This window comes from Vibrio sp. 1-1(7) (assembly GCF_013048485.1).
GTDB classification, from domain to species: Bacteria; Pseudomonadota; Gammaproteobacteria; order Enterobacterales; family Vibrionaceae; genus Vibrio; species Vibrio fujianensis.
Map to the genome: position 1 here is coordinate 343,992 of NZ_VHSP01000001.1, position 24,736 is coordinate 368,727.

Below are 24,736 nucleotides of genomic sequence, written 5' to 3' on the forward strand. Positions count from 1 at the left end.
GCTGATATGAAATAGAATAAGAAGAGACTAGCTAGGCATAATCCCTTCTTTTGCTTGAGTGGTATTGTCTATTGATATGGTGATCCCAGATCTTTTAATGAAATTAGGACACTTTTAGTTTGGGTATAACTGTTGAGCGTTTCCGGGCCATTTTCACGGCCTACACCGGATTGCTTATATCCACCTACGGGCATTTCGGCCGGAGAGTCTCCCCAGGTATTAACCCAGCAGATACCGGCTTCAAGTTGTGCTATAACACGGTGAGCTCGCGATAGGTTCTGAGTAAACAATCCAGCAGCCAAACCATAATCTGTATTGTTGGCGCGACGGATTACTTCGTCTTCATCAGAGAAGCGCAATACAGACATCACTGGACCAAAAATCTCATTTTTGACATGTGGCATGTCATCTTCACAGTCCGCGAATATCGTGGGTTGCACGAAATTACCTTTATCTAGTGGGGCCTGAATTACGCGCTCACCGCCCGCAATTAAACGTGCACCGGCTGCTTTACCTTGCTCAATAAAATCAAGAACCTTGTGCATATGTTCAGTAGAAATGAGTGCTCCCACCTGAGTCTGCATGTCCATCGGATCGCCGATGATCAGCTTCTTAGTTCGTTGGGCTAGGCGGGTGAGAAATTCGTCATAGATATCATCGTGAACAAAGACTCGCGTGCCATTGGTACAGACTTCTCCTTGAGTATAAAAATTTGCCAGCATGGCTCCGTTGATGGCACTTTCAAGATCGGCATCAGAAAAAATGATCAGCGGGGATTTGCCACCCAACTCCATTGTTACTTGCTTCAATGTTCCTGCCGCATCTGCCATGACCTTCTTACCGGTTGAACATTCACCAGTAAAAGACACTTTTGCGATCTCAGGGTGGCGGGACAACATTTGGCCCACACGGTAATCCCCCTGAACAACGTTGAAAACGCCATCAGGAACTCCGGCCTCAGTAAAAATCTCAGCTAATTTGATAGCGGTAAGAGGAGTCTCTTCTGATGGTTTGAAAATCATAGCGTTACCAGCTGCTAACGCTGGTGCTGATTTCCACATCGCTATCTGCATGGGGTAATTCCACGCCCCTATACCGGCGCAAATCCCAAGAGGCTCCCTACGAGTATAGAAAAACTGGTCTTTTCCCAGTTCTTGCTGTTGCCCCTGAAGGCCTGCGGCTAAACCGGCGTAATATTCGATAACATCCGCGCCCGTTGCGATATCTACTTCAATCGCTTCCTGAAGTGGCTTTCCTGTGTCTTGAACTTCTAACTTAGCCAACTCATCATTCCGTTCTCTTAAAATGGCAACGGCACGCATCAAGATTCGCCCTCTTTCAGCGCCAGAAAGTGCGGACCACTGCAGGAAGCCTTTCTGTGCAGAGTCGATAGCTGCTTCTATATCCTGCTCTGAGGCTTGATCCACCTCACTCAGAAGCTTTCCTGTTGCAGGGTTATACGTCCCAAAACTCTCTCCAGAGGTGGCGCAAAATTCTTTTCCGTGAATATAAAGTGATGTCATATTGAAAAAAGTTCTCTTTGTTAGATGTTTAATTACTTTTGCATATCAGAAGCGATAGATCAAATTCAATTGGTTTGAACTCAAATAAATTAAAAAGAAATCAAAAAACTTTCAAATTATTGTTTTTTAATGGTTTAATTAATATTTTCTGTAAAGTTTACCCATTAAATCATTAGCGGACAAACCTTTCGTTTTGATGGCTTTTGGGTGGCATAATCCAATAAAGATCAATAAGTTAAATACGCCAATCAATTAAGGTAGTACCAATAATTTAAAAAGTTTATGAAAATTAGCCAACTTGAAAGATAGCTAGCTTTATTGTTAGCCTATTGGTAGTACCAATAAGCTCACGGCAAACGATATAGGTAACAAAGTGACAAAAAAATCGACAGTAGAACGTTTGTTTACGCCAGCTCAGATTGGGCGGGCAAGTGAGGATATCGCTCTTCAAATTGAGTCTAGAATCCTAAATGAAACATTACTTCCTGGAGACTGCCTTCCAAGCGAAAGGGAGTTACAAGTTCAGTTTGAAACCGGGCGGGGTGTTATCAGGGAAGCGATTAGAGCTTTGAAACAAAAGGGACTGATTGAAATACGTAAAGGCCCCAAAGGTGGGGCATTTATCAAACAAATAGACGTTTCTAATATCAGCGAATCACTTGCCTTGTTTCTTAAGCAAAAACGCATTGGTGCTAATGAAATTGCAGAGTTTAGGGAAAGTATAGACCAGAGCATTGCACTGTTAGCTATGTTACGTGCAACTCAAGAACAGAAAAAGCGTATGTTGGAGCTAATTGACCGTTTGGAGCTATCCAGCGCTCAAGAGCCTCTGAACTTTTGTGACCTTGCAGAAACAGACCGAAAACTCAACTTGTTGTTGGCTGAAATGGCGAACAACAACGTTTTTGAGTGGGTGATGCATGCGATGCAGCAGGGTTTTGGTTCTTACGATAACAATCTTTATTCCGATCGTGATTTTTTGAAGAAAACAGTAAAAAACTGGCGTTATACAGCGGAAAAAATAATCGATAAAGAACCACTTAAGCTGCAGGCGTCGATTAGCCAACACTACTTATTGTTACAAGAGTGTTTAGACCGAAGCTCTAGATAAGAATTCATTTTAAACCGGAAACAGACAAATACCGGCACAGAAAAATAAGAGGTAATTAAATGGCAAAGAAGACTTTCGATTATATAATCGTGGGTGGGGGTTCGGCTGGTTGCGTATTAGCAAACAGATTGAGTGCAAATCCTGAAAATAAAGTATTGGTATTAGAGGCGGGTCGCCCGGATTATCGGTTTGACTTCCGTATTCATATGCCAGCAGCACTAACTTACTTGCTAACAGATAGTACGTATAACTGGCTTTATGAATCAGAGCCTGAGCCACATATGCACAACCGTAAAATTGCTCAACCAAGAGGTAAGGTACTTGGTGGTAGTAGTTGTATTAATGGTATGATCTATATTCGCGGAAACGCAATGGATTATGAAAAATGGGGTCGTGAAAAAGGTCTGGAAAACTGGGACTACAAGCACTGCTTACCTTACTTCCGGAAATTTGAAACCCGCCTAAAAGGGGCCGATAAATATCACGGTGACAACGGTCCGCTTGCTATTTCAACTGCTGCTTGTAATAACCCACTGTTTGATGCATTTTTTAAAGCAGCACAGGAAGCGGGTTACCCGTTAACCGATGATGTTAATGGCTATCAGCAGGAAGGCTTCTCTGCATTTGACCAAAACATATATCGCGGCCGTCGATTAAGTGCTGCCCGTGCTTATCTGCATCCGGTAAAGCATCGTAAAAACCTGACTGTACTAACGGGTGCAACAGCTAGCCGTATCCTATTTGATGGTAAAACTGCAATCGGTGTCGAGTTCAAACGCCGTAAGAAAGCCCGCACGGTTTACGGGAAGGAGATTATCTCATGTGGGGGGGCCATTAACTCACCTAAGCTTTTACAACTTTCTGGTATAGGCAATGAGGAAGAGCTTAGCGCGTTAGGAATCAACCCTGTTCATCATTTGCCTGGCGTTGGCGAGAACCTTCAGGATCATCTTGAACTCTATGTTCAGTACACTTGTAAAGAACCTGTTAGTCTTTATCCTGCACTAAAATGGTATAACCAGCCTAAAATAGGCTTCGACTGGTTGTTCCGACGTAAGGGGGACGCCGCGACAAACCATTTTGAAGCTGGTGGGTTTATACGTAGTAATGATGAAGTCGCTTATCCGAATCTGCAATATCACTTCCTTCCACTGGCAATTCGTTATGATGGAAGCGCACCGCGGGATGGGCATGGTTTTCAACTACACGTTGGACCGATGAATACTGATGTTCGCGGGCATGTTAAAATAAAGTCAAACGATCCGGATCAGAAGCCCGCTATTCTGTTTAACTACCTGTCAACAGAGCAAGAACGCAAGGAGTGGGTTGAAGCGATTCGTTGCACCAGAAACATTATTGAACAGCCCGCTTTCGATCATCTGCGTGGTGAGGAGTTAGCTCCGGGACCTTCAGTTCAAACTGATGAGGAAATTCTGGATTTTGTTTCCCGAGATGGCGAAAGTGCGTATCATCCAAGTTGTACCTGTAAAATGGGTTATGACGATATGGCTGTAGTGGACGCTGAGCTTAATGTTCATGGTGTTAAAAACCTGCGCGTGGTTGATGCCTCTATCTTCCCGGCAATAACCAATGGCAACCTTTATGCTCCCACCATGATGGTAGCAGAAAAAGCAGCAGATATAATTCTAGGTAATTATACTGAACCAGCAATGGAGGTTGAGTTTTATCAACACACCCAGAAAAAGCATACCGCAGCATAATAAAACTTATCCTAATCGGGCCTAAGTCTTTTCCCTCTCTGTACTACTAGCTTTTTATTTAGGGAGGGGGATGATTTCACGGTTACAAGAGTGATTATTTATCCCTCTGATAAAAAAAAGAGAGCCGAAGCTCTCTTTTTTTAGGTGTATGGTCGGACTGAGAGGATTTGAACCTCCGACCCCCGACACCCCATGACGGTGCGCTACCAAGCTGCGCTACAGTCCGATGGGCGTAATGTACTTATTTTTATTGTCATCGTCAAGCCGAAAAAAGCTTAAAGTTATGATTTAATTATCTTTTGAATAAAAACGCTGCAATTCGGTTAGCCCTTGCATCAAAATAGGTAGCGTCGGATTTTGATCGGTTAATCGCTGATAGTTTTCATCATACAGCTTAAAATTACCAAATTTATCTATTACGGTTGTATGCTGGTCAGTAATAAGTGCTAACTCGCGTGAGTCACCAGCGAGTATCCAACGTCGTCGGTTTTCATTAAATAAATTTTTGCCACTGCTAAAGTCACTTGGGTTGGAAGATACCCCTAGTAAATCTTGTAATAAAGTGACCGAGAAGTCTAAATGGCTGGTTTGATGAGTAAATGTGGTAGGGACTTTGCCCGGCCAGTAGATAATCATTGGAACCTGCAATTGGTAGCGGCTGTAATTACTGTTCGCTCCCCAGCTATTGGTTTTGGTTTCATTAAATTCTGTACCGTGGTTAGAGGTGATGACCACAATGGTGTTATCGAGTAGCTGCAACTCGTTTAACTGAGCAAATAATTGGGCTAATTCGTGATCGGCTTGCGTCACCGATTCGTAATAGCTGTGACGAAGTCTCTCGGTCGTGTTTGATTTCTCATTATTGCTGGCCATACTATTAAATTGACTAACAGTAGTCAGTTCTATAAAACTCATCCAAGGTGAATTTTGTTCTTGAGCCCACTGCGCCCAGCGTAGAATCGTTTGTTGATCATGACTGATATCGGCCTCAAAAGATAACTTGGTAAGCGGTAACCCACGAAAGACGGTTTCTTGGAATAGAGGATCTGAAAAGTTATCGCTACTGAATAAGCCAAACTGATATTTCTGCTCTTGCAGGGTATTAACCAAAATGGGTAATGCACCTTGAACCTTAATACTGCTGGCGTAGCTGCTTGGTAAGCCATAGAACAAACCAAACATGCCATACATATCATTGCTAGAACTAAAATGATTATTAAAAGTCAGTGCATGACTGGCAAACCGATAAGTATTTGGCATTAATTGCGGCGTCACAACATCAGCACGTAGGTTATCCACACTAGCAATGACGATGTTTAGATGGTTCGCTCTGCGGCCAAATTCAATTTTTTCCAACGGATAATTGACTAAATCAACGTTGTTTTTATTCTCTTCTAGCCGCTTTAAGTATTCATCTCTATCTAATAAGCCATGCTTTTCCATAAAGGATTTGGCTGTCATGGGGTAGGAGAGGGGAAAGTTGGATTTTTGACTGGTAACGGGGGCATAGAAATAAGCATCCGACCAAACATAAATGATATGGCTGGTGATAAAGCTAACAAAAAACACCGCTGCTAAAGGTCGTCCAATGCGTTTATGAGAAAGCTTGCGTTGTTTTCGCCATACCCACTCAGATAACGCCAGTTGTAGTAAAAAGATCAAAGGTAGAACGACAAACAAGTGCTGTAGATCGGTACTAATACTGCTTTCATCGCTGAACAATAGTTCCCATACAACCGGGGTGAGATGTAAATTAATGGTTTGATAGGTTTGCGTATCAATTAAAAGAGCGGTTAAACCTAATGTAGCAAAACAGACCGCAGAAAAACGGAATAATGTCCGTGATGGAATAACAAAAGTAAGCGGAAAAAGAACGAGTAAATAAAGCGCAAAGACTAAAAAACCAAAGTGTCCCACCCAAGAAAAGACGAGATAAAATTGCCCTAACAGCGTGTCTGGCCATGGTGTCTGAGTAATATAACGCGTACCGATAAGCATGGCTGCAATAATATTAAAGAAAGCAAACCAGTGCCCCCAGCTTACTAAACGTGATACTCGCTCGCCGTATGTGTTTCCGCTATCTACCATGGGTTTTTCTAGTTATCCAGTGTTGTGAATGAAATTAATCTTGTAAAGATGAAGTTAATGCCTGAGCAAACTTCTCTGCAATGGCTTTACGTTGGGAACTGGCTACATCATGATTGAGTACATTGGTAGCAATGTTACCAGCGATCATCAGCGTGAGTTCTGGAGACGCATGATGTTTATCAAGCACGGCCGCGATTTCGGTCAGGATCGTTTCAACTTGTTCGTCACTGTATTTCGATGTAATTGGCATAAAGACTCTATAGATGATAGTAAAAGCGGCTTATGATAACCTACTATGCCTTACAACTGAAACCAGTACGACGATTATTTCACTATGAGTTTGCACCTTTCTAATGTCATTTTGCATCAATTATGTAAAAACGATAACGATGAGTTAATGGTTAATTACCGGACTCAATCGCTTGATAACGATACCGCGACCGAAAAACTAGTCGCTGAGCTGCATCGCGTTTTTAACGCGAAAGCCGGGAAGGGGTTTGGGTCGTTTAAATCCGACAGTGATGTCCTAGGTTGGTTAAACGCTTTGCGCAAAGGTGAGCAAGATTTTTATACGTTTTCTCAAATGAGTGCTCAGAAACTAAAAAATGAGTTGATCAAATACCCATTCGCCGATGAAGGTATTCTTGTGTTTGCAGAATATCAATCGTTAGCGACGCACTTTTTATTTATCGGTTTATTGCCACTTAACCAAAGCTTAAAGGTGACTGAGGGGTTAGATATTAGCGCCACAGATTACTTAGACATTAGCAAAATGGACATAGCAGCAAGGATTGATCTGTCTAGTTTTGAAACGGATAAGGATTCTAATCGCTATCTTTCCTACATTAAAGGTCGGGTGGGGCGTAAAGTGTCAGATTTTTTCTTGGATTTCTTACAAGCAGAGATCGGATTGGATCCCAAGCAACAAAATTTAGTGCTTATGCAAGCCGTGGAAGATTTTTGTACCGATGCTAAATTAGAAAAAGAAGAGGCGATCAGTTATAAAAAACAAGTTTACGACTACTGTAATGATCAAATTAAATCGGGGGATGAAGTTCAGGTCAAAGAACTTTCGGGGGAATTACCATCAAGCCAAGATGGAACGAGCTTTTTTGAATTTACTCGTGAACACGGTTATGAGTTAGAAGAAAGTTTTCCTGGCGATCGCTCTGCGGTCAGAAAACTGACCAAGTATGTAGGCGCGGGGGGCGGGCTTAATATTAGTTTTGATAGTTTATTAATGGGAGAGCGAGTTTTTTACGATCCAGAAACGGATACGTTGACCATCAAAGGGACTCCTCCCAATTTACGTGAACAATTAACGAGAAAAAGTCAGTCATAATCGGTCATACCACGCAGAAAAAGGAGCGGAAACGCTCCTTTTTGATCTTGGTGAGTTTAAGATTAGATCGATTGACGTTGTAACTCGGCTGCTTCGTCCGTATTCTCGGTATTGGCTGTTACGCTTGGTTCACATTTGTCAACAAACCATCCCATATATGAAGTGAAAATGGTCACGGCAATACAAACAAAGCTAAGCCACATAAACGGTGCGTAAGAGAGCGTCGCCACCCCTAAGATGCTAGCCATATAAATACCATTGTCACTCCATGGCACCATACCGGAAGTGAGCGTGCCGCCAAATTCAGCATTGCGGGATAAATTTTTACGTTGATAGCCTAAACGGTCATAGTTTTTGGCACAGATTTTAGGGGTAAGAATCAGCGAGACATACATTGCTGACCCAAAGATGTTACCCATAAATGCAGTACCAATGGTGCTGGTTGCTAGTGAACCACTATTTGTCACGCGACGTTCAAATAGTTTGGCAATGGTTTCTAACACGCCGACTTTATCAAGCAAGCCACCAAAGCCAAGGCCAAAAATAATCACAGCCACCGATCCGAGCATGGATGACATACCCCCACGATTTAAGATTGAGTCAATGAAGTCAACGCCAGAAGAAATGCTAAATGGTGCCCATGCTGTATTAAATGCAGGAAGAAATTCGACATCTTGAATCATTATCGCCCAGATAATGCCAAGCAGTGACCCAAAGCTAATGACAGGGAAAGATGGCATACGCATAGCGAGAAGGCCCAAAACAATCAACACCGGAATAAAAGAGTAAGGCGTGATATAAAATTGTGTTTCCATCGCATTGATAACGGATTGGACCTGCGACATATCGACATTACCCGCATAATGAAACCCAAATAAGGTAAACATGATTCCGGTGATAATGTAGCTAATTAACGCGATTGGCAACATGCCTTTAATGTGTTCCACCACTTCAACGTTAGACATTGATGAAGCGAGAATAACCGAATCGGACAAAGGTGACATTTTGTCGCCAAAGTAACATCCAGATAAAACAGCACCAGCCGTCACGGGGGCGGGAACGCCGAGCCCTTGCCCAATTCCCATCATGGCGATCCCAGCGGTTCCAGCCGCTCCCCAAGAGGTTCCGGTTGCTAACGCGGTGAGAGAACAAATAATCATGGTGGCAAGTAAGAAAATCGATGGATGAATGGCTTTTAATCCATAATAAATGATGGTTGGAACAATCCCGCCAGCGATCCAAGTACCAACAAGAGCACCAACCGCAAGAAGAATCAATACAGCGCCTAATCCATTGGAAATGCCATTCAAGGCGGCTTTTTCTAATGCTTTGTATTGGTGACCAAGACGAATACCGAGCACCATAATAATAAACCAGCCAATATAAAGGGCGAGTTGGATGGGCAAATCAAACTTAGCCGTAAACGAAAAAGCCAATAATAAAAACAGACCCAGTGCAACAATCACTTGCAGCAAACTGGGTAAGCGTGGTGGGGCCTGTGTCATGTTTAGAACCTCGTGTTCGATGATAATACTAAGGAGATTGGGCGTCCTTATCAGTTCGAATAGACTTTACATTAAAAGGAATAATATATCGAATTCAATGATAACTGTTGTGATTTATATCGATAAAGTGGTTGTTTTGTAGGCTTAAATGTTGCTGTTTGGCAAATTTAATGAAATAAAAAAGTTTGTAGTGTGGTGTTTTCGTGTAACTGAATTTCAATAATTAAGTAAACTTTTAATTAATAAATCCTAAAAAAAGAAAAGATAAGCTTTATTAGGGGGTTGAACTTAAAACAGTGTTAAAGCACAGTAGATAGAAAATAAAGTCTCAAATTAACGTAATCAAATGTTGAGATTTTAGATTGAACCACTTATAGATGTGGGTGGCAGTTTTTTTATTTGAACACACGGAGAGTTAGTGTAATGAGAGTAGGTTTAGTGGGTTGGCGTGGCATGGTCGGTTCAGTACTGATGCAGCGTATGGTGGAAGAAAAAGACTTCGATCTCATCGAGCCGGTATTTTACAGTACATCACAAATTGGCATTGCTGCGCCTAATTTTGGTAAAGATGCAGGCGTGTTACAAGATGCGTTTGATATCGACAGTTTGAAGCAGTTAGATGCCGTAATTACTTGCCAAGGTGGTGGATATACAGAAAAAGTTTATCCGGCACTTCGACAAGCCGGATGGAAAGGTTATTGGATTGATGCTGCATCAACGTTACGCATGGATCCTGAAGCTATCATCACCTTAGATCCTGTCAACTTTAACCAAATTCAACAAAGTATCCATCAGGGAACGAACACCTTTGTTGGCGGTAATTGTACGGTTAGTTTGATGTTAATGGGGCTTGGAGGCTTATTTGAGAAAGGGTTGGTTGAATGGACCAGTGCCATGACTTATCAAGCTGCATCTGGAGCTGGCGCACAAAACATGCGTGAACTGATTTCACAAATGGGCGTGATAAATGATTCAGTTAGCTCAGAGCTTGCAAATCCTGCGAGTTCAATTTTGGATATCGACCAAAAAGTCTCGGAAACGATGCGTTCCTCATCGTTCCCAACCGACAACTTCGGCGTGCCTTTGGCTGGCTCACTCATCCCATGGATTGATGTGAAGCGTGAGAATGGACAGAGCAAAGAAGAGTGGAAAGCTGGTGTTGAAGCCAATAAAATTTTAGGCTTGCAGGATTCACCCATTCCAATTGATGGAACGTGTGTTCGTATTGGAGCCATGCGTTGTCACTCTCAAGCGTTAACTATCAAGTTAAAACAAAATGTCCCTCTCGATGAAATTGAAGAGATGATCGCTTCACATAACGACTGGGTTAAAGTGATTCCAAATGAGCGTGATATTACTGCGCGTGAACTGAGCCCAGCGAAAGTGACGGGGACGCTTTCTGTCCCTGTCGGGCGTTTACGTAAAATGTCGATGGGGGATGATTTTCTCAATGCCTTTACGGTAGGAGACCAGCTTTTGTGGGGAGCAGCCGAGCCATTGCGTCGAACGTTGCGAATTATCCTCGCTGAAAAATGATTTCCGCTATGTTGAATGATTATTAAGAAAGCGCATTGGGCGCTTTCTTAATTTGTAACCGTGTCTTAATTTGTAACTATGTGATAATGAATAATCGGTATCTAAGCGAGGCCAGGGAAAAGGCTGCGCAAACCGTTGGCTATGAACTCCACGCCCAATGCTGCTAAAATTAGCCCCATAATCCGGGTGATCACGTTGATGCCGGTTTGCCCAAGGATGCGTATAATATAAGGTGCTGAGCGAAATAGTAACCAAGAGCTGAGACTGAAAACGGCAATGGTTAATGCAATGCCAGCCGTGTCTAATATGCCTGGATAGCGTGCGCTGTAAACAATGGTTGAGCTAATGGCACCAGGGCCCGCCATTAAAGGCATCGCAATAGGCACGATTCCGATTTGTTCCCGGCTGATATGCGCCGATTTTTCTTGTTTATTTTGTTTATCTTCCCCCAGTTTCCCGCTCATCATTGAGAATGCAATGCTGATCAATAACAAGCCTCCCGCGACTCTGAAGGAATCGAGCGAAATGCTAAACATATCCAACAGGACTTGTCCACCGAGTAGGGCCGTAATCAAAATCACGGCTACTGCTATATTGGCGGTCGCCGCGGTTTTGTTTTTTTCTTCCGCAGTCATATGGCTGGTTAAGGAGACAAACACCGGCATAATGCCGACTGGATTAACGGCAGCAACCAAGCCTAAAAAGAATTGAAGAAAAATAGCAAGTTCAAGATACATGAAAGGTTCTCTTGGCGATCATAAGAAGATAATAAAGCGCGCGTAATGTATGCTAATCTGCGCAAAATCACGAATGAAAAAAACTATCGTATTGGTTTGCTCATGATTAAGAAAACTAATCGTTAAAGAATAATGCAAATAAATTGTTGCAATTGATAGCTAATGGGTGAGCTGGTGTGGAAAGTTTGTTAACGTTAGCACACTTTAGCGAAAAAATAGTGACAACAGTGGAGAGTTAAGCTTGCGTTTATATACTGGTAAGTAGCACATGAAATGTTGGTCACAAATGAGGGTGTTGTTTAAAAATGAAACTTTTTTACAGATTGTTGTAGTTTTTTTAGTTTTTTGATGCGTAAACTTTGTTTTTGGGATACTTATTTCTTGGTTTTGTTTTTCTTTTAATTCATTGTGTTATCTGTTGTTTTTTCACGGTATTCCCCCTAAACTCGTAATTACTTTTTGATAACTGATCTGAGTCAATTTTTTTCAAACAGTGAAATATTATACTCAGTCGTGAAAGCTATTTACTAAGTCTCTGATTCAGTAGGTTATGAAGACCATAGAAAAGCATCAGGTTATCGATTTAATAAAGAGTTTTTAACATTTTTCTATTTTTAGGAGATTCACTATGCCTGTTACTAATTTGGCTGAACTTGATGCTCTCGTTGCTCGCGTTAAAGCAGCACAAGCAGAATTTGCCACTTTCTCTCAAGAGCAAGTTGACAAAATTTTCCGCGCTGCATCACTAGCCGCAAACCAAGCTCGTATTCCACTAGCGCAACAAGCTGTCGCGGAATCTGGCATGGGGATTGTGGAAGATAAAGTTATCAAAAACCACTTTGCGTCAGAGTTTATTTACAATAAATACAAAGACGAAAAAACCTGCGGCATTCTTGAAGAAGACGACAATCTTGGAACCATGACAATTGCAGAGCCAGTTGGTATTATCTGCGGTATTGTTCCTACCACCAACCCAACGTCTACCGCTATCTTTAAATCTCTTATTTCGTTGAAGACTCGTAACGGTATCATCTTCTCACCACACCCACGTGCAAAAAATTCAACCAACGCTGCGGCGAAATTGGTGCTTGATGCCGCTGTAGCAGCTGGTGCGCCAAAAGATATTATCGGTTGGATTGATGAGCCTTCAGTTGAATTATCTAATGCATTGATGAAGCATGATGGTATCGCACTTATCCTTGCGACTGGTGGCCCTGGCATGGTTAAAGCGGCTTACTCTTCAGGTAAGCCTGCAATTGGTGTTGGGGCGGGTAACGTACCTGTTGTTATTGATGAAACTGCTGATATCAAACGTGCTGTGGCTTCTATTTTAATGTCTAAAACGTTCGATAACGGTGTGGTTTGTGCCTCTGAGCAAGCTGTTATTGTAATGGATGAAGTGTATGACGAAGTGAAAGAGCGCTTTGCCACACATAAAGCTCACGTTTTAAGTAAAGCAGATGCTGATAAAGTCCGTAAAGTATTGCTAATTAATGGCGCATTGAATGCAAAAATTGTGGGTCAGCCTGCCACTGCAATCGCCGAAATGGCGGGAGTGAAAGTACCTGCTGATACTAAGATCTTAGTCGGTGAAGGTATTGGCGAGGTTTCTTATGATGACGAATTCGCTCATGAAAAACTGTCTCCAACATTGGGTATGTTCCGTGCTTCTTCATTTGAAAATGCAGTCGACCAGGCTGTGAAAATGGTTGAAATCGGTGGTATTGGTCATACTTCTGGCCTATATACAAACCAAGACGTGAATGCAGAGCGTATCCGTTACTTCGGTGATCGTCTAAAAACAGCACGTATTCTTGTTAACATCCCAACGACTCACGGTGGTATTGGTGATCTATACAACTTTAACGTTGCACCTTCTTTGACGCTTGGCTGTGGTTCTTGGGGGGGTAACTCTATCTCTGAAAACGTCGGTCCTAAGCACTTAATCAACAAGAAAACAGTGGCTAAGCGAGCTGAAAACATGTTGTGGCATAAACTTCCAAAATCTATCTACTTCCGTCGTGGAAGCCTTCCTATTGCCCTTGGTGATCTAGAAGGTAAAAAACGCGCCTTCCTCGTTACTGACCGTTTCTTATTCAATAACGGCTATGCAGACGATGTGGTTAGCTTGCTAAAAGCACAAGGCATGGAGGTGCAAACTTTCTTTGATGTAGAAGCGGATCCAACGCTGTCTGTTGTCAAGAAAGGTGCTGATGCGATGATGAGCTTCCAACCAGACGTTATCCTTGCACTTGGTGGTGGTTCACCAATGGATGCAGCAAAAATTATGTGGGTAATGTACGAGCACCCAGAAACGCATTTTGAAGAGCTTGCTATGCGCTTTATGGATATCCGTAAACGTATTTACAAGTTCCCTAAAATGGGTCAGAAAGCAGAATTGGTCTGTATCACGACCACTTCCGGTACAGGTTCAGAAGTAACCCCATTTGCAGTTGTGACAGACGATACAACTGGGGCGAAATACCCACTGGCTGATTACGAGCTAACACCTAACATGGCTATCGTGGATGCGAACCTTGTTATGAACATGCCTAAGTCTCTTACTGCATTTGGTGGTTATGATGCGGTGACTCACGCTCTAGAAGCTTATGTCTCTGTTCTGGCTAACGAATACTCTGATGGCCAAGCACTTCAAGCTTTGAAAATGCTAAAAGAGTACTTACCTTCAAGCTATAAGAATGGCGCAGCAGACCCAATTGCTCGTGAAAAAGTACATAACGCAGCGACAATTGCAGGTGTAGCATTTGCAAACGCTTTCTTAGGTGTATGTCACTCTATGGCCCATAAAATTGGTGCAGAGTTCCATATACCACATGGTCTTGCGAACGCATTGCTTATCTCTAACGTTGTGCGCTACAACGCGAATGATAACCCAACCAAACAAACTGCGTTCTCTCAATACGACCGTCCACAAGCACGCCGTCGTTACGCTGAAGTGGCTGACCACCTAGGCTTGAGCCAAGCGGGTGATCGCACCGCTCAGAAAATTGAACGTTTATTGACTTGGTTAGAAGAGTTGAAGAAAGAGCTAGATATTCCGTTATCTATCCAAGCAGCAGGCGTAAATGAGGCTGATTTCCTTGCAAAAGTTGACGAACTTTCTGTCGAAGCGTTCGATGATCAATGTACTGGTGCAAACCCTCGTTACCCACTGATTTCTGAGCTAAAAGATGTTCTTCTTGCTGCGTACTACGGTAAACCATTTGTTGAAGGCGAAACGTTCGAAGGAACAACCGTCATCAAGAAAAAAGAAGACCAAAAACCAGCAAAGAAAAAGTAAGCTGAGTTCGTGAGACGTTTTCGCTAGCACGAGATGTCTTCATGAAATATAAAAGCCCTTCTCTAAAACAGAAGGGCTTTTTGCTTAATGAAAGATAATCTAATTTTTTTATGATGTTTATTCGTGCATCCTACTAGTCGATTGTTTTCGTGTGCTCTTTCTTCCTCAATCCTACCTATTCCTGCTTATCAGAGGATAGCGACCATCCGTAGATTCTCAATCACTATACCCTTCCGACTTGAAGCTGCAGCGATGTAGGCTACGTTCGTTTATCTCAATCACATCGTTTGTCTATGCTCATGGGGATGATGAGAGCCATCCGTGGCTCTCACCAAAGGGCAGCCTACGGCTGTTCAAATTTGTTCCAGACAAATTTGTCACTCACTTGCCGCCTAGCTGCAACTTCAAGTCGTTTGGGTATCAGAGCGATATATTTTCGTTTTTATACAGCCTTAGCAAGATAGATTACAAAATTGGTTATTGGTGCTCCATCAATAAGTTGATACGTTGGTTTAAAGCTGTCGATGTCATCGTGTTGGCTAGATAATTAGAGGCTTCATCATCCTGATTGAGGATGGAGGATAGAGGACTTATTCTCAGGATGCTGACTGGATAGTTTAAGCTTTTGATTATGAGCGATAGTGTTGTTGAAACATAAAAAAGGCTGCCATTGTTGGCAGCCTTGGGCGGTTTAACCTGACCTTAGAAAGACTGAGGTTTTGCCATCTCAGCACTTGCTTGATTTTTTGCGGCCTGACTACCGGCACCTTTAGGCTGATAGCGATCATCGCGTAACGGCGCTGCGATGACAGATATTTCCTTCAGATCATGAGTGCCTGGCGCTTTAGCCATCGGCGCAAACGCATGTCCTGCTTTGCGTTTAACCGTTTTAGCCTTAGGCTCATTAATCACGATAGGAGCTTCCTCTGGTAGCAGATCACTTTCAGGTGCGTCTTCTACTTCTTCCGTAGGAGTCACTGGTGTTGTCTCAACATCTAAGCTTATCGGCTCTACTGACTTAACCGACTCAGCATTAATGACTAACTCATTATTTTCACTATGTTGACTTTCAGTATCGATAGATTCAGCAATGGGTTGAGCATTAGCGACGATCAATGACTGATCTTCTGCGTTTTGTGTAAGCTCTGTAGTCGGTTCCCGACGCAGAATAACTTTACCCATGGCCATTTCTGGACAAGCAAAGCCGCCGAGTAAGGGCGTTTGCTCTACTGTCGCTTGAGGTGAGACATCGGTCGTAACTAGTGGTGTCTGGTTTTGTTCACGATTAGGCTTAGCTAAATCATAGCGAGGCATTACTTTCCCCATAGCCATTTCAGGAGAAGCGACCCCACCTTTACGTAAGCGGAATGGATTTGGGCGACGATCACGACCACGACGGCGACGTTGACCACTGGCACGTAGGTGACGAGGTGAACGACGGTTACGACGCTGTTTTTGTTCTTCTTTGCCTTCATTACCATGATTGGCATTTGGCAATATTTCAGAAGCTAGTGTATCAATCGCTGGATCTTGTTCAACCGGTTTGGACTCAGGTGTATTGACAGCAGCGGTGGTCGGTTTGGCTTCATTATCTATGGCTGATACCGGATTATCTTTTACCACTCGAATTGATTTTTCCAACTTACGACGTTGACGACGTTCTTTAATGACAGCCGGTTTTGACTCTTTGACTTCAGATTGAGTAACCGTTTCTGGTTGAACTGCGGTATCTTTCAACGCCTCTTCAGCAAGTTGACGCCCTTGCTCTTGCAATTTTGTCGTCTGTGCATTGTCACGTTTATTACGACGTGGTTGCTCACTACGTTCTTGTTTGGGTTTGCGCTCTTGCTGTGCCTTGCGAGGGGCGTTTTCTTTATCAGCTTTATTTTTACTGCTGTTGGTTTCTTCGTTATTCGCTTTACGTCGTTGGTTCTTATCTCGAGGGTTACGGCGGCGATCATTGCGTTCACGACGAGCTTGAGAAGGCTTCTCTTGCTCCGGTTTCGCTGGCGTTTCATCTTCTTTAGGTGCCGTAGGCTCATGGCTAAATAGCCCTGATAATGCACTTAATACCCGACTGATTAATCCAGGTTTAGTCGGTTGCTCAGTGAGGGCCTTGGCTTGCTCTGTTTTGGGTTGAGGGGCAGGAGCGGTTTGCGCCGGTGCTGCAAATCCTTTTAATACAGGCTCTTCTAAACGTTTAGGTTTAACGTCTACTTCTGCAGCTTCTTTGCTTTCCGCTTCTTTCAGTTGTTCGAGCTTTTTAGGCACTAAATAAGAAAGCATCTCTTGTTCTTCACCTTCACGGACACGAATCACTTCAAAGTGAGGCGTTTCCATATCAGAGTTAGGAACAATGGTAATTTTCACTGCTTGATTACGTTCAATATGGTTTACTGAACGACGTTTCTCATTGAGTAAGTAGGAAGCGATAGAAACGGGGACAACCGCTAGAACTTGAGAGGTATTATCTTTTAAAGCTTCTTCTTCAATCAGACGTAATACAGAAAGTGCCAGTGATTCATTATCACGAATAACCCCAGTACCAGAGCAGCGAGGACAAATATGGTGGCTGGCCTCTGCTAACGATGGACTTAAGCGTTGACGCGACATTTCCAATAAGCCAAAGCGAGAAATACGGCCAATTTGCACACGAGCGCGATCTAGGCGAACCGCTTCACGTAAGCGATTTTCTACTTCACGCTGGTGGCGTACAGGTGTCATATCGATAAAGTCGATAACAACTAAGCCTCCTAGATCTCGTAGACGGAGCTGACGAGCAATTTCATCCGCGGCTTCTAAGTTGGTGTTCAATGCCGTTTCTTCGATATCACCGCCTTTGGTTGCTCGGGCGGAGTTGATGTCAATCGAGGTTAGTGCTTCTGTTGGGTCAATGACAATAGAGCCGCCAGAAGGTAAGCGAACTTCACGTTGGAAGGCCGATTCAATTTGGCTTTCAATTTGGAAATGACTAAATAGTGGTACATCCCCTTCGTATTTTTTCACCCGATTGACGAAGTCCGGACGAACCAAACGAATATGCTCTAATGCACGTTCATAGATGGTGTTGCTGTCGATAAGAATTTCACCAATATCACGACGGAGGTAGTCGCGAATTGCACGGACAATGACGTTACTTTCTTGGTGAATTAAGAAAGGAGCCGGATTAGACTCAGAAGCTTGCTTAATCGCGCTCCAGTGGTTTAATAGGACATTTAAATCCCATTCTAACTCTTCGGCACTTTTGCCAACGCCAGCAGTACGGACGATAAGCCCCATACCTTGTGGTAAGACTAGTGTGCTGAGAGCGGCCTTTAGTTCCGTGCGCTCATCACCTTCGATACGACGAGATATTCCGCCAGCACGAGGGTTATTCGGCATTAGCACTAAGTAGCTACCAGCAAGAGAAATAAAAGTCGTTAATGCGGCCCCTTTGCTACCACGTTCTTCTTTTTCCACTTGGACGATGACTTCTTGACCTTCTTTTAGCACTTCTTTAATGCTTGGACGGCCTTGATAGCTATAACCTTCTGGAAAATATTCGCGGGCGATTTCTTTGAGGGGGAGGAATCCGTGTCTTTCGGCACCGTAGTCAACAAATGCGGCTTCTAGACTCGGTTCAATGCGGGTAATGCGTCCTTTGTAAATATTAGCTTTTTTAGATTCATGTCCAGGACTTTCGATATCTAGATCGAACAGTCGCTGGCCATCGACCAAGGCGACACGCAACTCTTCTTTTTGAGTTGCGTTAATTAACATTCTTTTCATTTAAAATCTCGTTGTATTTTCTTCGTTTTGATTATTATTCTTGCTGCTTTTTTTCGTTTTCATGGTGCCAGATCCCATGGCTATTGGTTACAGCCTCCCGGCTGGAGGGGATGCTCTGAGGGCACATCAGTCATCACAAGCATACGATTGCCTGTGATCCGCATAGTGGCGGAGAGTACTCAACATGAAAAGACGAGGAGTAGGGCAACAAGAAGCTTTCATCAGTGATGTCTTACGCCACGTGCTGCATACTGATGTTTAGCGGAACTACTCACAAATTTGCTGCGAATAAAAAGATAAAACATCAAGCTTAACCTTTTGACTCGTTGCAGCCATGAACTATAGCAGTGACTGGTAAACTCAGCAATCAGCATTATCAGAAAGCGCTTAAATTTTTCATACGCTGGATAAAAATGTCACAGTTTTCTCGGTAAGGGAGCATAATCCAACGGTTGAAATTGTATTTTTATCAATAACGCAAACCTTTATTAATCGCGTATAAATGAGACTTGCTGCTATTTTCAACAAATTAGTTTGGAATTGGTGACAACCAAGTTATTTTCCTTAGTTAAGAAAAGCGTGATTTTCCATAAATTACCGTTAAAATGCCCACATGAACGAAATGAGAACTGAAGTCCAATTTGTCGACATCGACGATGACATGGCAGGTCAACGTATAGATAACTTCTTACGTAACCAATTAAAAAATATACCGAAAAGCGTAATTTATCGAATATTACGTAAAGGTGAGGTACGAGTGAATAAAAAGCGTATCAAAGCCGAATATAAACTCGCCGCAGGGGATGTGGTACGGATTCCACCTGTCACAGTGGAGATAAAAGAGCAAACGAACGCCGCGCTAAGTACCAAGCTAAACCGGGTCGCTGAATTAGAAGACTGTATTCTTTATGAAGATGAGCACCTATTGATATTAAATAAGCCATCAGGTACGGCTGTCCATGGGGGGAGTGGACTAAAGTTTGGCGCGATAGAAGCCTTACGGGCATTACGCCCACAGGCTCGTTTTCTGGAGTTAGTTCATCGCATTGATCGAGATACGTCCGGAATTCTATTAGTGGCCAAAAAGCGTTCAGCACTACGTCAGTTACAGAGTCAGTTTCGAGAGAAAACGGTACAGAAATATTACTATGCCTTAGTCATGGGAGAGTGGCAGACAAAGCATAAAGTAGTGAATGCACCTTTATTAAAAAATGAAGTCAATAGTATTGTGCGGGTAAATCCAGTAGGAAAGCCTTCAGAGACCAGATTTAGAATTATAGAGAAATTTCCCCAAGCGACGTTAATCCAAGCAAGCCCTATTACTGGACGAACCCATCAGATTCGAGTACATACTCAATATGTTGGTCATCCCATCGCATGGGATGACCGCTATGGTGATCGCCGTTTTGATGCTTATGCGGCTCAATTTGGTATCAATCGGTTATTTTTACACGCAGCACATATTTTATTTTTGCATCCTGCGACAGGGGAGAAAATGGAGATACACGCTCCGTTAGAGGCTCAATTACAGCAAGCACTTGATAAAATGCGCCGACTAAATTAGTCGGCGCGAGCTGATTGCGCTATAAAACCGATACGCCTTCATTGGCAAGGAGTGTCACCAATTTTATTAAAGGTAAACCAACCAATGAGTTGGGGTCGTCTCCTTCTAATCGTTCGAAAAGAGCAATGCCTAGACCTTCGCTTTTAAAACTTCCAGCGCAGTAAAAGGGCTGCTCTATGTCGACATAACGAGCGGCTACTTCATGGGTTAGCCTACGAAAATGAACCGTATAGGTGTCGACGATCACCTGAGTATTTCGGGTGAGTGAGTTGTATAGCGCAAGCCCAGTATAAAAAGTGATGGCTCGTCCACTCTGGTTGAGTAGTTGCTCAATGGCCTGTTCTCGATGGTGGGGCTTTCCCACGATTTTTCCATCAATCACGCAAACTTGATCGGATCCTATCACCAAGCTGGGTTTGTCAAGCGAGCAGGAGAGCGCTTTATTGGTTGCTAAGCGAGTAACTAATTGTTCTGGCTCTTCATTGTTCAATGGGGTTTCATCACAATTGGGTTGTGTGGTGATAAACGGAATAGCGAGTTTTTCCAGCAATTGCTGACGATACGGTGAGGTTGACGCTAAAACTAGTTGGTAATTCTGCATTTTAATTTACAATTGTCGCGGCTTTGTGGGTAGCATATCGGATCTTTTGGTACTATCTCAAGCAGAGCACACTTGTTTCAAGAGTGAGGCGGTTAGTCTTACCCATTAAGGTATTGCGTTGCCATACAATAACGATAAATAAGAGTGGGAAAAGCAACTTTTTTGCCTTTTCCTTTGACTAAAACTATTTTGGAAGATAATATTCGCGCCCTATGCAAAAGGTAAAAATACCGCGAACGGTTGACCCGGCTAAAGCTGCTCAAAAACGACTTGATTACGATGGTATCATCCAACAGAGTCTTTTAAAGCGTTTAGAAGAGTCAGTCGCAGGCGTAAAACGCGACGCTCACGTCTCATTGTCATTTGGGATGGATGAACAGCAACTGGTTGTTATCTCTGGTAAAGCTAACATCGCAGTTGATTTAGAGTGTCAACGCTGTAATGAGTTATTCGCACATGAGTGCGAAGTCGAGTTTACTTATACTCCCTACTATAGTGAGAAAAGCGAACAAGATGCCCCGGACGAATATGATTTGGTAGATCTTAATGAGTACGGCGAGGTAGATCTCATTCAGTTAGTTGAAGACGAGTTCATCTTAAATTTGCCCCAAGTTGCGATGCATGATGAAGCGGATTGTAGCGTTAAATCAGACAATTTGGTGTTTGGTGAACTTCCAGAAGAAGTGTTGGAAGAAAAGCCGAATCCATTCGATGTTTTAAAAAGTTTAAAGAAGTAAATCTTTAAGCATTAACATAGGAGTAGGGTCCATGGCCGTACAACAAAACCGTAAAACACGTTCTAAGCGTGGCATGCGTCGTTCACACGATGCACTAACTACAGCTGCTCTTTCTGTAGACGCGACTTCAGGTGAAACTCACCTACGTCACAACGTGACTGCTGACGGTTACTACCGTGGCAAAAAGGTTATCAACAAGTAAGGTTGACCTTTGCAAAAATTAACCGTTGCACTTGATGCAATGGGCGGGGATTTCGGTCCTCGCGTTACAGTGCCTGCCGCCGTGCAGGCACTGTCGCATTTCCCAGAGCTAAAAGTGATTCTTGTTGGTGATCAAACAACGATTAACCAATACTTATCTTGGCTAGGTTACGAACCCGATGCTCGTTTGAGTGTGGTGCATAGTGACCGAATGATCTCTAACTCAGAAAAACCTTCATTGGCATTGCGTAATAGCCAAGGTAGCTCTATGGGGCTGGCTATTGATTGTGTTGCTCAAGGTTGCGCCGATGCTTGCGTGAGTGCTGGCAATACTGGAGCATTAATGGCATTGTCACGTTTTCGTCTCAAGCTTTTACCGGGCATTGATAGACCGGCGCTTGTTTCCGCTTTACCGACAGCATCAGGCAAAAAAACCTGGTTGCTTGATCTTGGGGCAAATGTGTCGAGTGATGCCGATTCTCTCTTTCAGTTTGCGGTGATGGGAGCTGCATTGGCTGAACAACACTTGCATCGTCCACCTCGTGTGGCCATTTTAAATATTGGCGCAGAGGAAATAAAAGGCAATGATCTTGTCAAACAGTGCGCACAAATGTTAAAGCAAACACAGGCCGTGAATTTCATTGGTTATATTGAAGGGAATCAGCTATTAGTCGATGCTGCTGATGTCGTGGTATGCGACGGTTTTGTGGGTAATGTGTGTTTAAAAACGTGTGAAGGAACAGCACAACTCTTTATTGATAAGCTAAAAACTCGATTTTTAGCCTCATCCATAAAGGGTTGGCTAGCAAGAAAACTATTTTCAGATTTATTTAATGAATTAAAAACCTTGAACCCCGACCAGTATAACGGCGCAAGTTTGCTAGGATTACGCGGCATTGTGATCAAAAGTCACGGAAGTGCTGATGTATCCGCAGTCGTCAACGCGATAGGTGAAGCGGTTCATGAGGTAAAACGACAGGTCCCTAGCCGCATCAGCGATCGTTTGGAAGCGGTTTTACTCGAGAGGCATTATTAGTCTTCATGTATAGCAAAATTTTAGGTACAGGCAGCTACCTGCCAACTCAGGTGCGTACCAACGCAGATCTAGAGAAAATGGTAGAAACCAGTGATGAGTGGATTGTCACTCGCACTGGTATTCGTGAACGTCGTATTGCTGCTGAAAACGAAACGGTGGCAGATATGGCTTTTTATGCCGCCGAAAATGCCATTGAAATGGCAGGTATTGATAAAAATGCGATAGATCTCATTATTGTTGCAACCACCAGTGGTAGCCATAGCTTTCCTTCTTCCGCTTGTCAGGTACAAGCGAAATTGCAGATTAAAGGCTGTCCGGCTTTTGACTTGGCTGCGGCATGTTCAGGCTTTATGTATGGTTTATCGGTTGCTGATCAACATATTAAGTCCGGTATGTGTCGGCATGTGCTTGTGATTGGTGCCGATGCATTATCAAAAACCTGTGATCCGACCGATCGTTCAACGATCATCTTATTTGGTGATGCAGCCGGTGCGGTTGTGATTGGAGCCAGTGAAGAGCCCGGTATTTTATCGACGCATATCAATGCCGATGGCGCATTTGGTGATTTATTGAGCCTTGAAGTGCCTGAACGCGGTGGTAATCCCGACAAATGGCTGTATATGGCCGGTAACGAAGTCTTTAAAGTTGCGGTGACGCAACTGTCAAAATTGGTGAAAGACACGTTAGCAGCCAATAATATGCACAAGTCACAGTTGGATTGGCTTGTTCCCCATCAGGCTAATTATCGTATTATTTCAGCGACAGCCAAAAAACTGTCTATGTCTCTTGATCAGGTCGTTATCACTTTAGATCGTCATGGTAATACTTCTGCCGCAACGGTTCCAACGGCACTTGATGAGGCTGTTCGTGATGGACGAATTCAACGAGGTCATCTGTTATTGCTTGAAGCCTTTGGTGGAGGTTTTACTTGGGGCTCAGCGTTAGTACGTTTTTGAACCTCATTCAGTGATTTATTTAGTTTTAAGGAGTGTTATGACTCCTTATTCATTATTAAGGTTAAGGAATAGAATATGAGCAAGTTTGCTATCGTATTTCCCGGCCAAGGTTCACAAGTTGTTGGTATGCTTGCTGAACTTGGACAGCAATATGAAGTGGTCACACAAACCTTTGCCCAAGCCTCTGAAGTTCTGGGTTATGATCTATGGGCGTTGGTACAAAATGGTCCAGCAGAGGATCTCAATCAAACATTTCGTACTCAACCTGCACTTTTAGCCGCTTCTGTTGCCATTTGGCGAGTTTGGCAATCTTTAGGGTTTGAACAGCCAGAATATTTTGCTGGGCATAGTCTTGGTGAATATTCAGCGTTAGTGTGTGCAGGCGTGATTGATTTTCAGCAAGCAATTAAATTGGTTGAATTGCGTGGTCAGCTAATGCAAGAAGCGGTACCAGCCGGAACGGGTGCGATGTATGCGATCATTGGGTTAGACGATGATTCGATTGCTCATGCTTGTCAGCAAGCGGCTCAAGGACAAGTTGTTTCACCGGTTAACTTTAACTCACCAGGTCAAGTGGTCATCGCCGGACAAAAAGAAGCGGTTGAGCGTGCGGGTGTGCTATGTAAAGAGGCTGGGGCAAAACGTGCATTACCCTTACCTGTGTCTGTACCTTCTCACTGTGCGTTAATGAAGCCTGCAGCAGAGAAACTCGCGTTGGCGTTGGTTGGGCTTGAGTTTAATTCACCGAATATTCCTGTTATTAACAACGTTGATGTAATTGCAGAAACAGATCCGGCTAAGATAAAAGATGCCTTGGTACGCCAATTGTATAACCCAGTACGCTGGACCGAAGCGGTACAGAAAATGAGTGATGCTGGGGTTGAAAAACTGTTTGAAGTTGGCCCTGGTAAAGTGTTAACTGGCTTAACAAAACGTATTGTAAAAACAGTCGATGCTGCAGCTGTTAACGATCTTGCATCATTGGATGCCGTAAAATAAAGTGGGAAAA

General features: G+C 43.3%; 18 protein-coding genes and 1 tRNA gene. 11 read left to right on the forward strand and 8 right to left on the reverse strand.

The features are described from left to right. Positions 1 to 68: 68 nt before the first annotated feature. Positions 69 to 1,523: a betaine-aldehyde dehydrogenase gene (gene betB / locus FKN05_RS01715; RefSeq protein ID WP_099611357.1), complete on the reverse strand. Its 1,455-nt coding sequence runs from the start codon at positions 1,521 to 1,523 to the stop codon at positions 69 to 71. A 373-nt stretch (positions 1,524 to 1,896) separates the two neighbouring features. Between betB and FKN05_RS01720 the strand changes: the two genes are divergently transcribed. Together FKN05_RS01720 and betA are read left to right on the forward strand one after the other, a co-directional pair. After that, positions 1,897 to 2,634, forward strand: a complete 738-nt coding sequence (locus tag FKN05_RS01720; RefSeq protein ID WP_099611356.1) for a FadR/GntR family transcriptional regulator — start codon at positions 1,897 to 1,899, stop codon at positions 2,632 to 2,634. A gap of 59 nt (positions 2,635 to 2,693) precedes the next feature. Continuing rightward, the gene (gene betA / locus FKN05_RS01725) at positions 2,694 to 4,355 is read left to right on the forward strand and encodes a choline dehydrogenase (RefSeq protein WP_099611355.1); all 1,662 of its coding nucleotides are present in this window, start codon (positions 2,694 to 2,696) and stop codon (positions 4,353 to 4,355) included. A 149-nt stretch (positions 4,356 to 4,504) separates the two neighbouring features. On the opposite strand, the gene FKN05_RS01730 is transcribed toward betA, so the two are convergent. From FKN05_RS01730 to FKN05_RS01740, 3 genes are all read right to left on the reverse strand, one after another. Next, positions 4,505 to 4,581: transfer RNA gene (locus FKN05_RS01730), tRNA-Pro, on the reverse strand. A 62-nt stretch (positions 4,582 to 4,643) separates the two neighbouring features. After that, positions 4,644 to 6,443 carry a DUF3413 domain-containing protein gene (locus FKN05_RS01735; protein ID WP_170886714.1) on the reverse strand — a complete coding sequence of 600 codons (1,800 nt, stop codon included), beginning with the start codon at positions 6,441 to 6,443 and terminating at the stop codon, positions 4,644 to 4,646. A gap of 34 nt (positions 6,444 to 6,477) precedes the next feature. Continuing rightward, a complete protein-coding gene (locus tag FKN05_RS01740; protein ID WP_099611353.1) occupies positions 6,478 to 6,693 on the reverse strand; it encodes a YejL family protein in 216 nt (71 codons plus the stop codon). Positions 6,694 to 6,777: 84 nt separating this feature from the next. Between FKN05_RS01740 and yejK the strand changes: the two genes are divergently transcribed. Beyond that, positions 6,778 to 7,785: a nucleoid-associated protein YejK gene (gene yejK, locus FKN05_RS01745; RefSeq protein ID WP_099611352.1), complete on the forward strand. Its 1,008-nt coding sequence runs from the start codon at positions 6,778 to 6,780 to the stop codon at positions 7,783 to 7,785. 62 nt (positions 7,786 to 7,847) lie between these two features. Here yejK and nhaC read toward each other — a convergent pair whose 3' ends face one another. Next, positions 7,848 to 9,290 carry a Na+/H+ antiporter NhaC gene (gene nhaC, locus FKN05_RS01750; protein ID WP_170886716.1) on the reverse strand — a complete coding sequence of 481 codons (1,443 nt, stop codon included), beginning with the start codon at positions 9,288 to 9,290 and terminating at the stop codon, positions 7,848 to 7,850. Positions 9,291 to 9,713: 423 nt separating this feature from the next. On the opposite strand from nhaC, the gene asd reads away from it, so the two are divergent. Beyond that, positions 9,714 to 10,826, forward strand: a complete 1,113-nt coding sequence (gene asd, locus FKN05_RS01755; RefSeq protein ID WP_170886718.1) for an aspartate-semialdehyde dehydrogenase — start codon at positions 9,714 to 9,716, stop codon at positions 10,824 to 10,826. 101 nt (positions 10,827 to 10,927) lie between these two features. Here the strand turns inward: asd and FKN05_RS01760 are convergent, their stop codons facing one another. Beyond that, positions 10,928 to 11,563, reverse strand: a complete 636-nt coding sequence (locus FKN05_RS01760) for a YchE family NAAT transporter (protein WP_161427245.1) — start codon at positions 11,561 to 11,563, stop codon at positions 10,928 to 10,930. 628 nt (positions 11,564 to 12,191) lie between these two features. Between FKN05_RS01760 and adhE the strand changes: the two genes are divergently transcribed. After that, positions 12,192 to 14,864 carry a bifunctional acetaldehyde-CoA/alcohol dehydrogenase gene (gene adhE / locus FKN05_RS01765; protein WP_099611351.1) on the forward strand — a complete coding sequence of 891 codons (2,673 nt, stop codon included), beginning with the start codon at positions 12,192 to 12,194 and terminating at the stop codon, positions 14,862 to 14,864. Between the two features lie 702 nt (positions 14,865 to 15,566). Here the strand turns inward: adhE and rne are convergent. Continuing rightward, the gene (gene rne, locus FKN05_RS01770; protein WP_170886720.1) at positions 15,567 to 18,632 is read right to left on the reverse strand and encodes a ribonuclease E; all 3,066 of its coding nucleotides are present in this window, start codon (positions 18,630 to 18,632) and stop codon (positions 15,567 to 15,569) included. A gap of 613 nt (positions 18,633 to 19,245) precedes the next feature. Here rne and rluC point away from each other — a divergent pair. Continuing rightward, positions 19,246 to 20,196 (forward strand): 23S rRNA pseudouridine(955/2504/2580) synthase RluC, encoded by a 951-nt coding sequence (gene rluC, locus FKN05_RS01775; RefSeq protein ID WP_170886722.1) that lies wholly within the window; start codon positions 19,246 to 19,248, stop codon positions 20,194 to 20,196. A 19-nt stretch (positions 20,197 to 20,215) separates the two neighbouring features. Here rluC and FKN05_RS01780 read toward each other — a convergent pair whose 3' ends face one another. After that, the gene (locus tag FKN05_RS01780) at positions 20,216 to 20,797 is read right to left on the reverse strand and encodes a Maf family protein (RefSeq protein WP_161427999.1); all 582 of its coding nucleotides are present in this window, start codon (positions 20,795 to 20,797) and stop codon (positions 20,216 to 20,218) included. Positions 20,798 to 21,009: 212 nt separating this feature from the next. Here FKN05_RS01780 and yceD point away from each other — a divergent pair, with 212 nt between their 5' ends. From yceD to fabD, 5 genes are all read left to right on the forward strand, one after another. After that, on the forward strand, positions 21,010 to 21,534 hold the full coding sequence (gene yceD / locus FKN05_RS01785; RefSeq protein WP_099610160.1) for a 23S rRNA accumulation protein YceD: 525 nt from the start codon (positions 21,010 to 21,012) through the stop codon (positions 21,532 to 21,534). Between the two features lie 31 nt (positions 21,535 to 21,565). After that, positions 21,566 to 21,736, forward strand: coding sequence for a 50S ribosomal protein L32 (rpmF, locus tag FKN05_RS01790; protein ID WP_021019534.1), 171 nt, complete (start codon positions 21,566 to 21,568; stop codon positions 21,734 to 21,736). A gap of 9 nt (positions 21,737 to 21,745) precedes the next feature. Further along, positions 21,746 to 22,771 carry a phosphate acyltransferase PlsX gene (plsX, locus tag FKN05_RS01795; RefSeq protein WP_099610161.1) on the forward strand — a complete coding sequence of 342 codons (1,026 nt, stop codon included), beginning with the start codon at positions 21,746 to 21,748 and terminating at the stop codon, positions 22,769 to 22,771. 5 nt (positions 22,772 to 22,776) lie between these two features. Beyond that, positions 22,777 to 23,727: a beta-ketoacyl-ACP synthase III gene (locus FKN05_RS01800; RefSeq protein WP_170886724.1), complete on the forward strand. Its 951-nt coding sequence runs from the start codon at positions 22,777 to 22,779 to the stop codon at positions 23,725 to 23,727. Positions 23,728 to 23,802: 75 nt separating this feature from the next. Next, complete coding sequence (fabD, locus tag FKN05_RS01805; protein ID WP_161427997.1) at positions 23,803 to 24,726, forward strand: ACP S-malonyltransferase; 924 nt, start codon at positions 23,803 to 23,805, stop codon at positions 24,724 to 24,726. Positions 24,727 to 24,736 lie beyond the last annotated feature (10 nt).

What these genes read in the sequence shown, in the direction of transcription:
- betB (WP_099611357.1), bottom strand. Translation starts at nt 1,523, where the DNA reads ATGACATCACTTTATATTCACGGAAAAGAATTTTGCGCCACCTCTGGA.
- betA (WP_099611355.1), top strand. Translation starts at nt 2,694, where the DNA reads ATGGCAAAGAAGACTTTCGATTATATAATCGTGGGTGGGGGTTCGGCT.
- FKN05_RS01735 (WP_170886714.1), bottom strand. Translation starts at nt 6,443, where the DNA reads ATGGTAGATAGCGGAAACACATACGGCGAGCGAGTATCACGTTTAGTA.
- FKN05_RS01740 (WP_099611353.1), bottom strand. Translation starts at nt 6,693, where the DNA reads ATGCCAATTACATCGAAATACAGTGACGAACAAGTTGAAACGATCCTG.
- yejK (WP_099611352.1), top strand. Translation starts at nt 6,778, where the DNA reads ATGAGTTTGCACCTTTCTAATGTCATTTTGCATCAATTATGTAAAAAC.
- nhaC (WP_170886716.1), bottom strand. Translation starts at nt 9,290, where the DNA reads ATGACACAGGCCCCACCACGCTTACCCAGTTTGCTGCAAGTGATTGTT.
- asd (WP_170886718.1), top strand. Translation starts at nt 9,714, where the DNA reads ATGAGAGTAGGTTTAGTGGGTTGGCGTGGCATGGTCGGTTCAGTACTG.
- FKN05_RS01760 (WP_161427245.1), bottom strand. Translation starts at nt 11,563, where the DNA reads ATGTATCTTGAACTTGCTATTTTTCTTCAATTCTTTTTAGGCTTGGTT.
- adhE (WP_099611351.1), top strand. Translation starts at nt 12,192, where the DNA reads ATGCCTGTTACTAATTTGGCTGAACTTGATGCTCTCGTTGCTCGCGTT.
- rne (WP_170886720.1), bottom strand. Translation starts at nt 18,632, where the DNA reads ATGAAAAGAATGTTAATTAACGCAACTCAAAAAGAAGAGTTGCGTGTC.
- rluC (WP_170886722.1), top strand. Translation starts at nt 19,246, where the DNA reads ATGAACGAAATGAGAACTGAAGTCCAATTTGTCGACATCGACGATGAC.
- FKN05_RS01780 (WP_161427999.1), bottom strand. Translation starts at nt 20,797, where the DNA reads ATGCAGAATTACCAACTAGTTTTAGCGTCAACCTCACCGTATCGTCAG.
- yceD (WP_099610160.1), top strand. Translation starts at nt 21,010, where the DNA reads ATGCAAAAGGTAAAAATACCGCGAACGGTTGACCCGGCTAAAGCTGCT.
- rpmF (WP_021019534.1), top strand. Translation starts at nt 21,566, where the DNA reads ATGGCCGTACAACAAAACCGTAAAACACGTTCTAAGCGTGGCATGCGT.
- FKN05_RS01800 (WP_170886724.1), top strand. Translation starts at nt 22,777, where the DNA reads ATGTATAGCAAAATTTTAGGTACAGGCAGCTACCTGCCAACTCAGGTG.
- fabD (WP_161427997.1), top strand. Translation starts at nt 23,803, where the DNA reads ATGAGCAAGTTTGCTATCGTATTTCCCGGCCAAGGTTCACAAGTTGTT.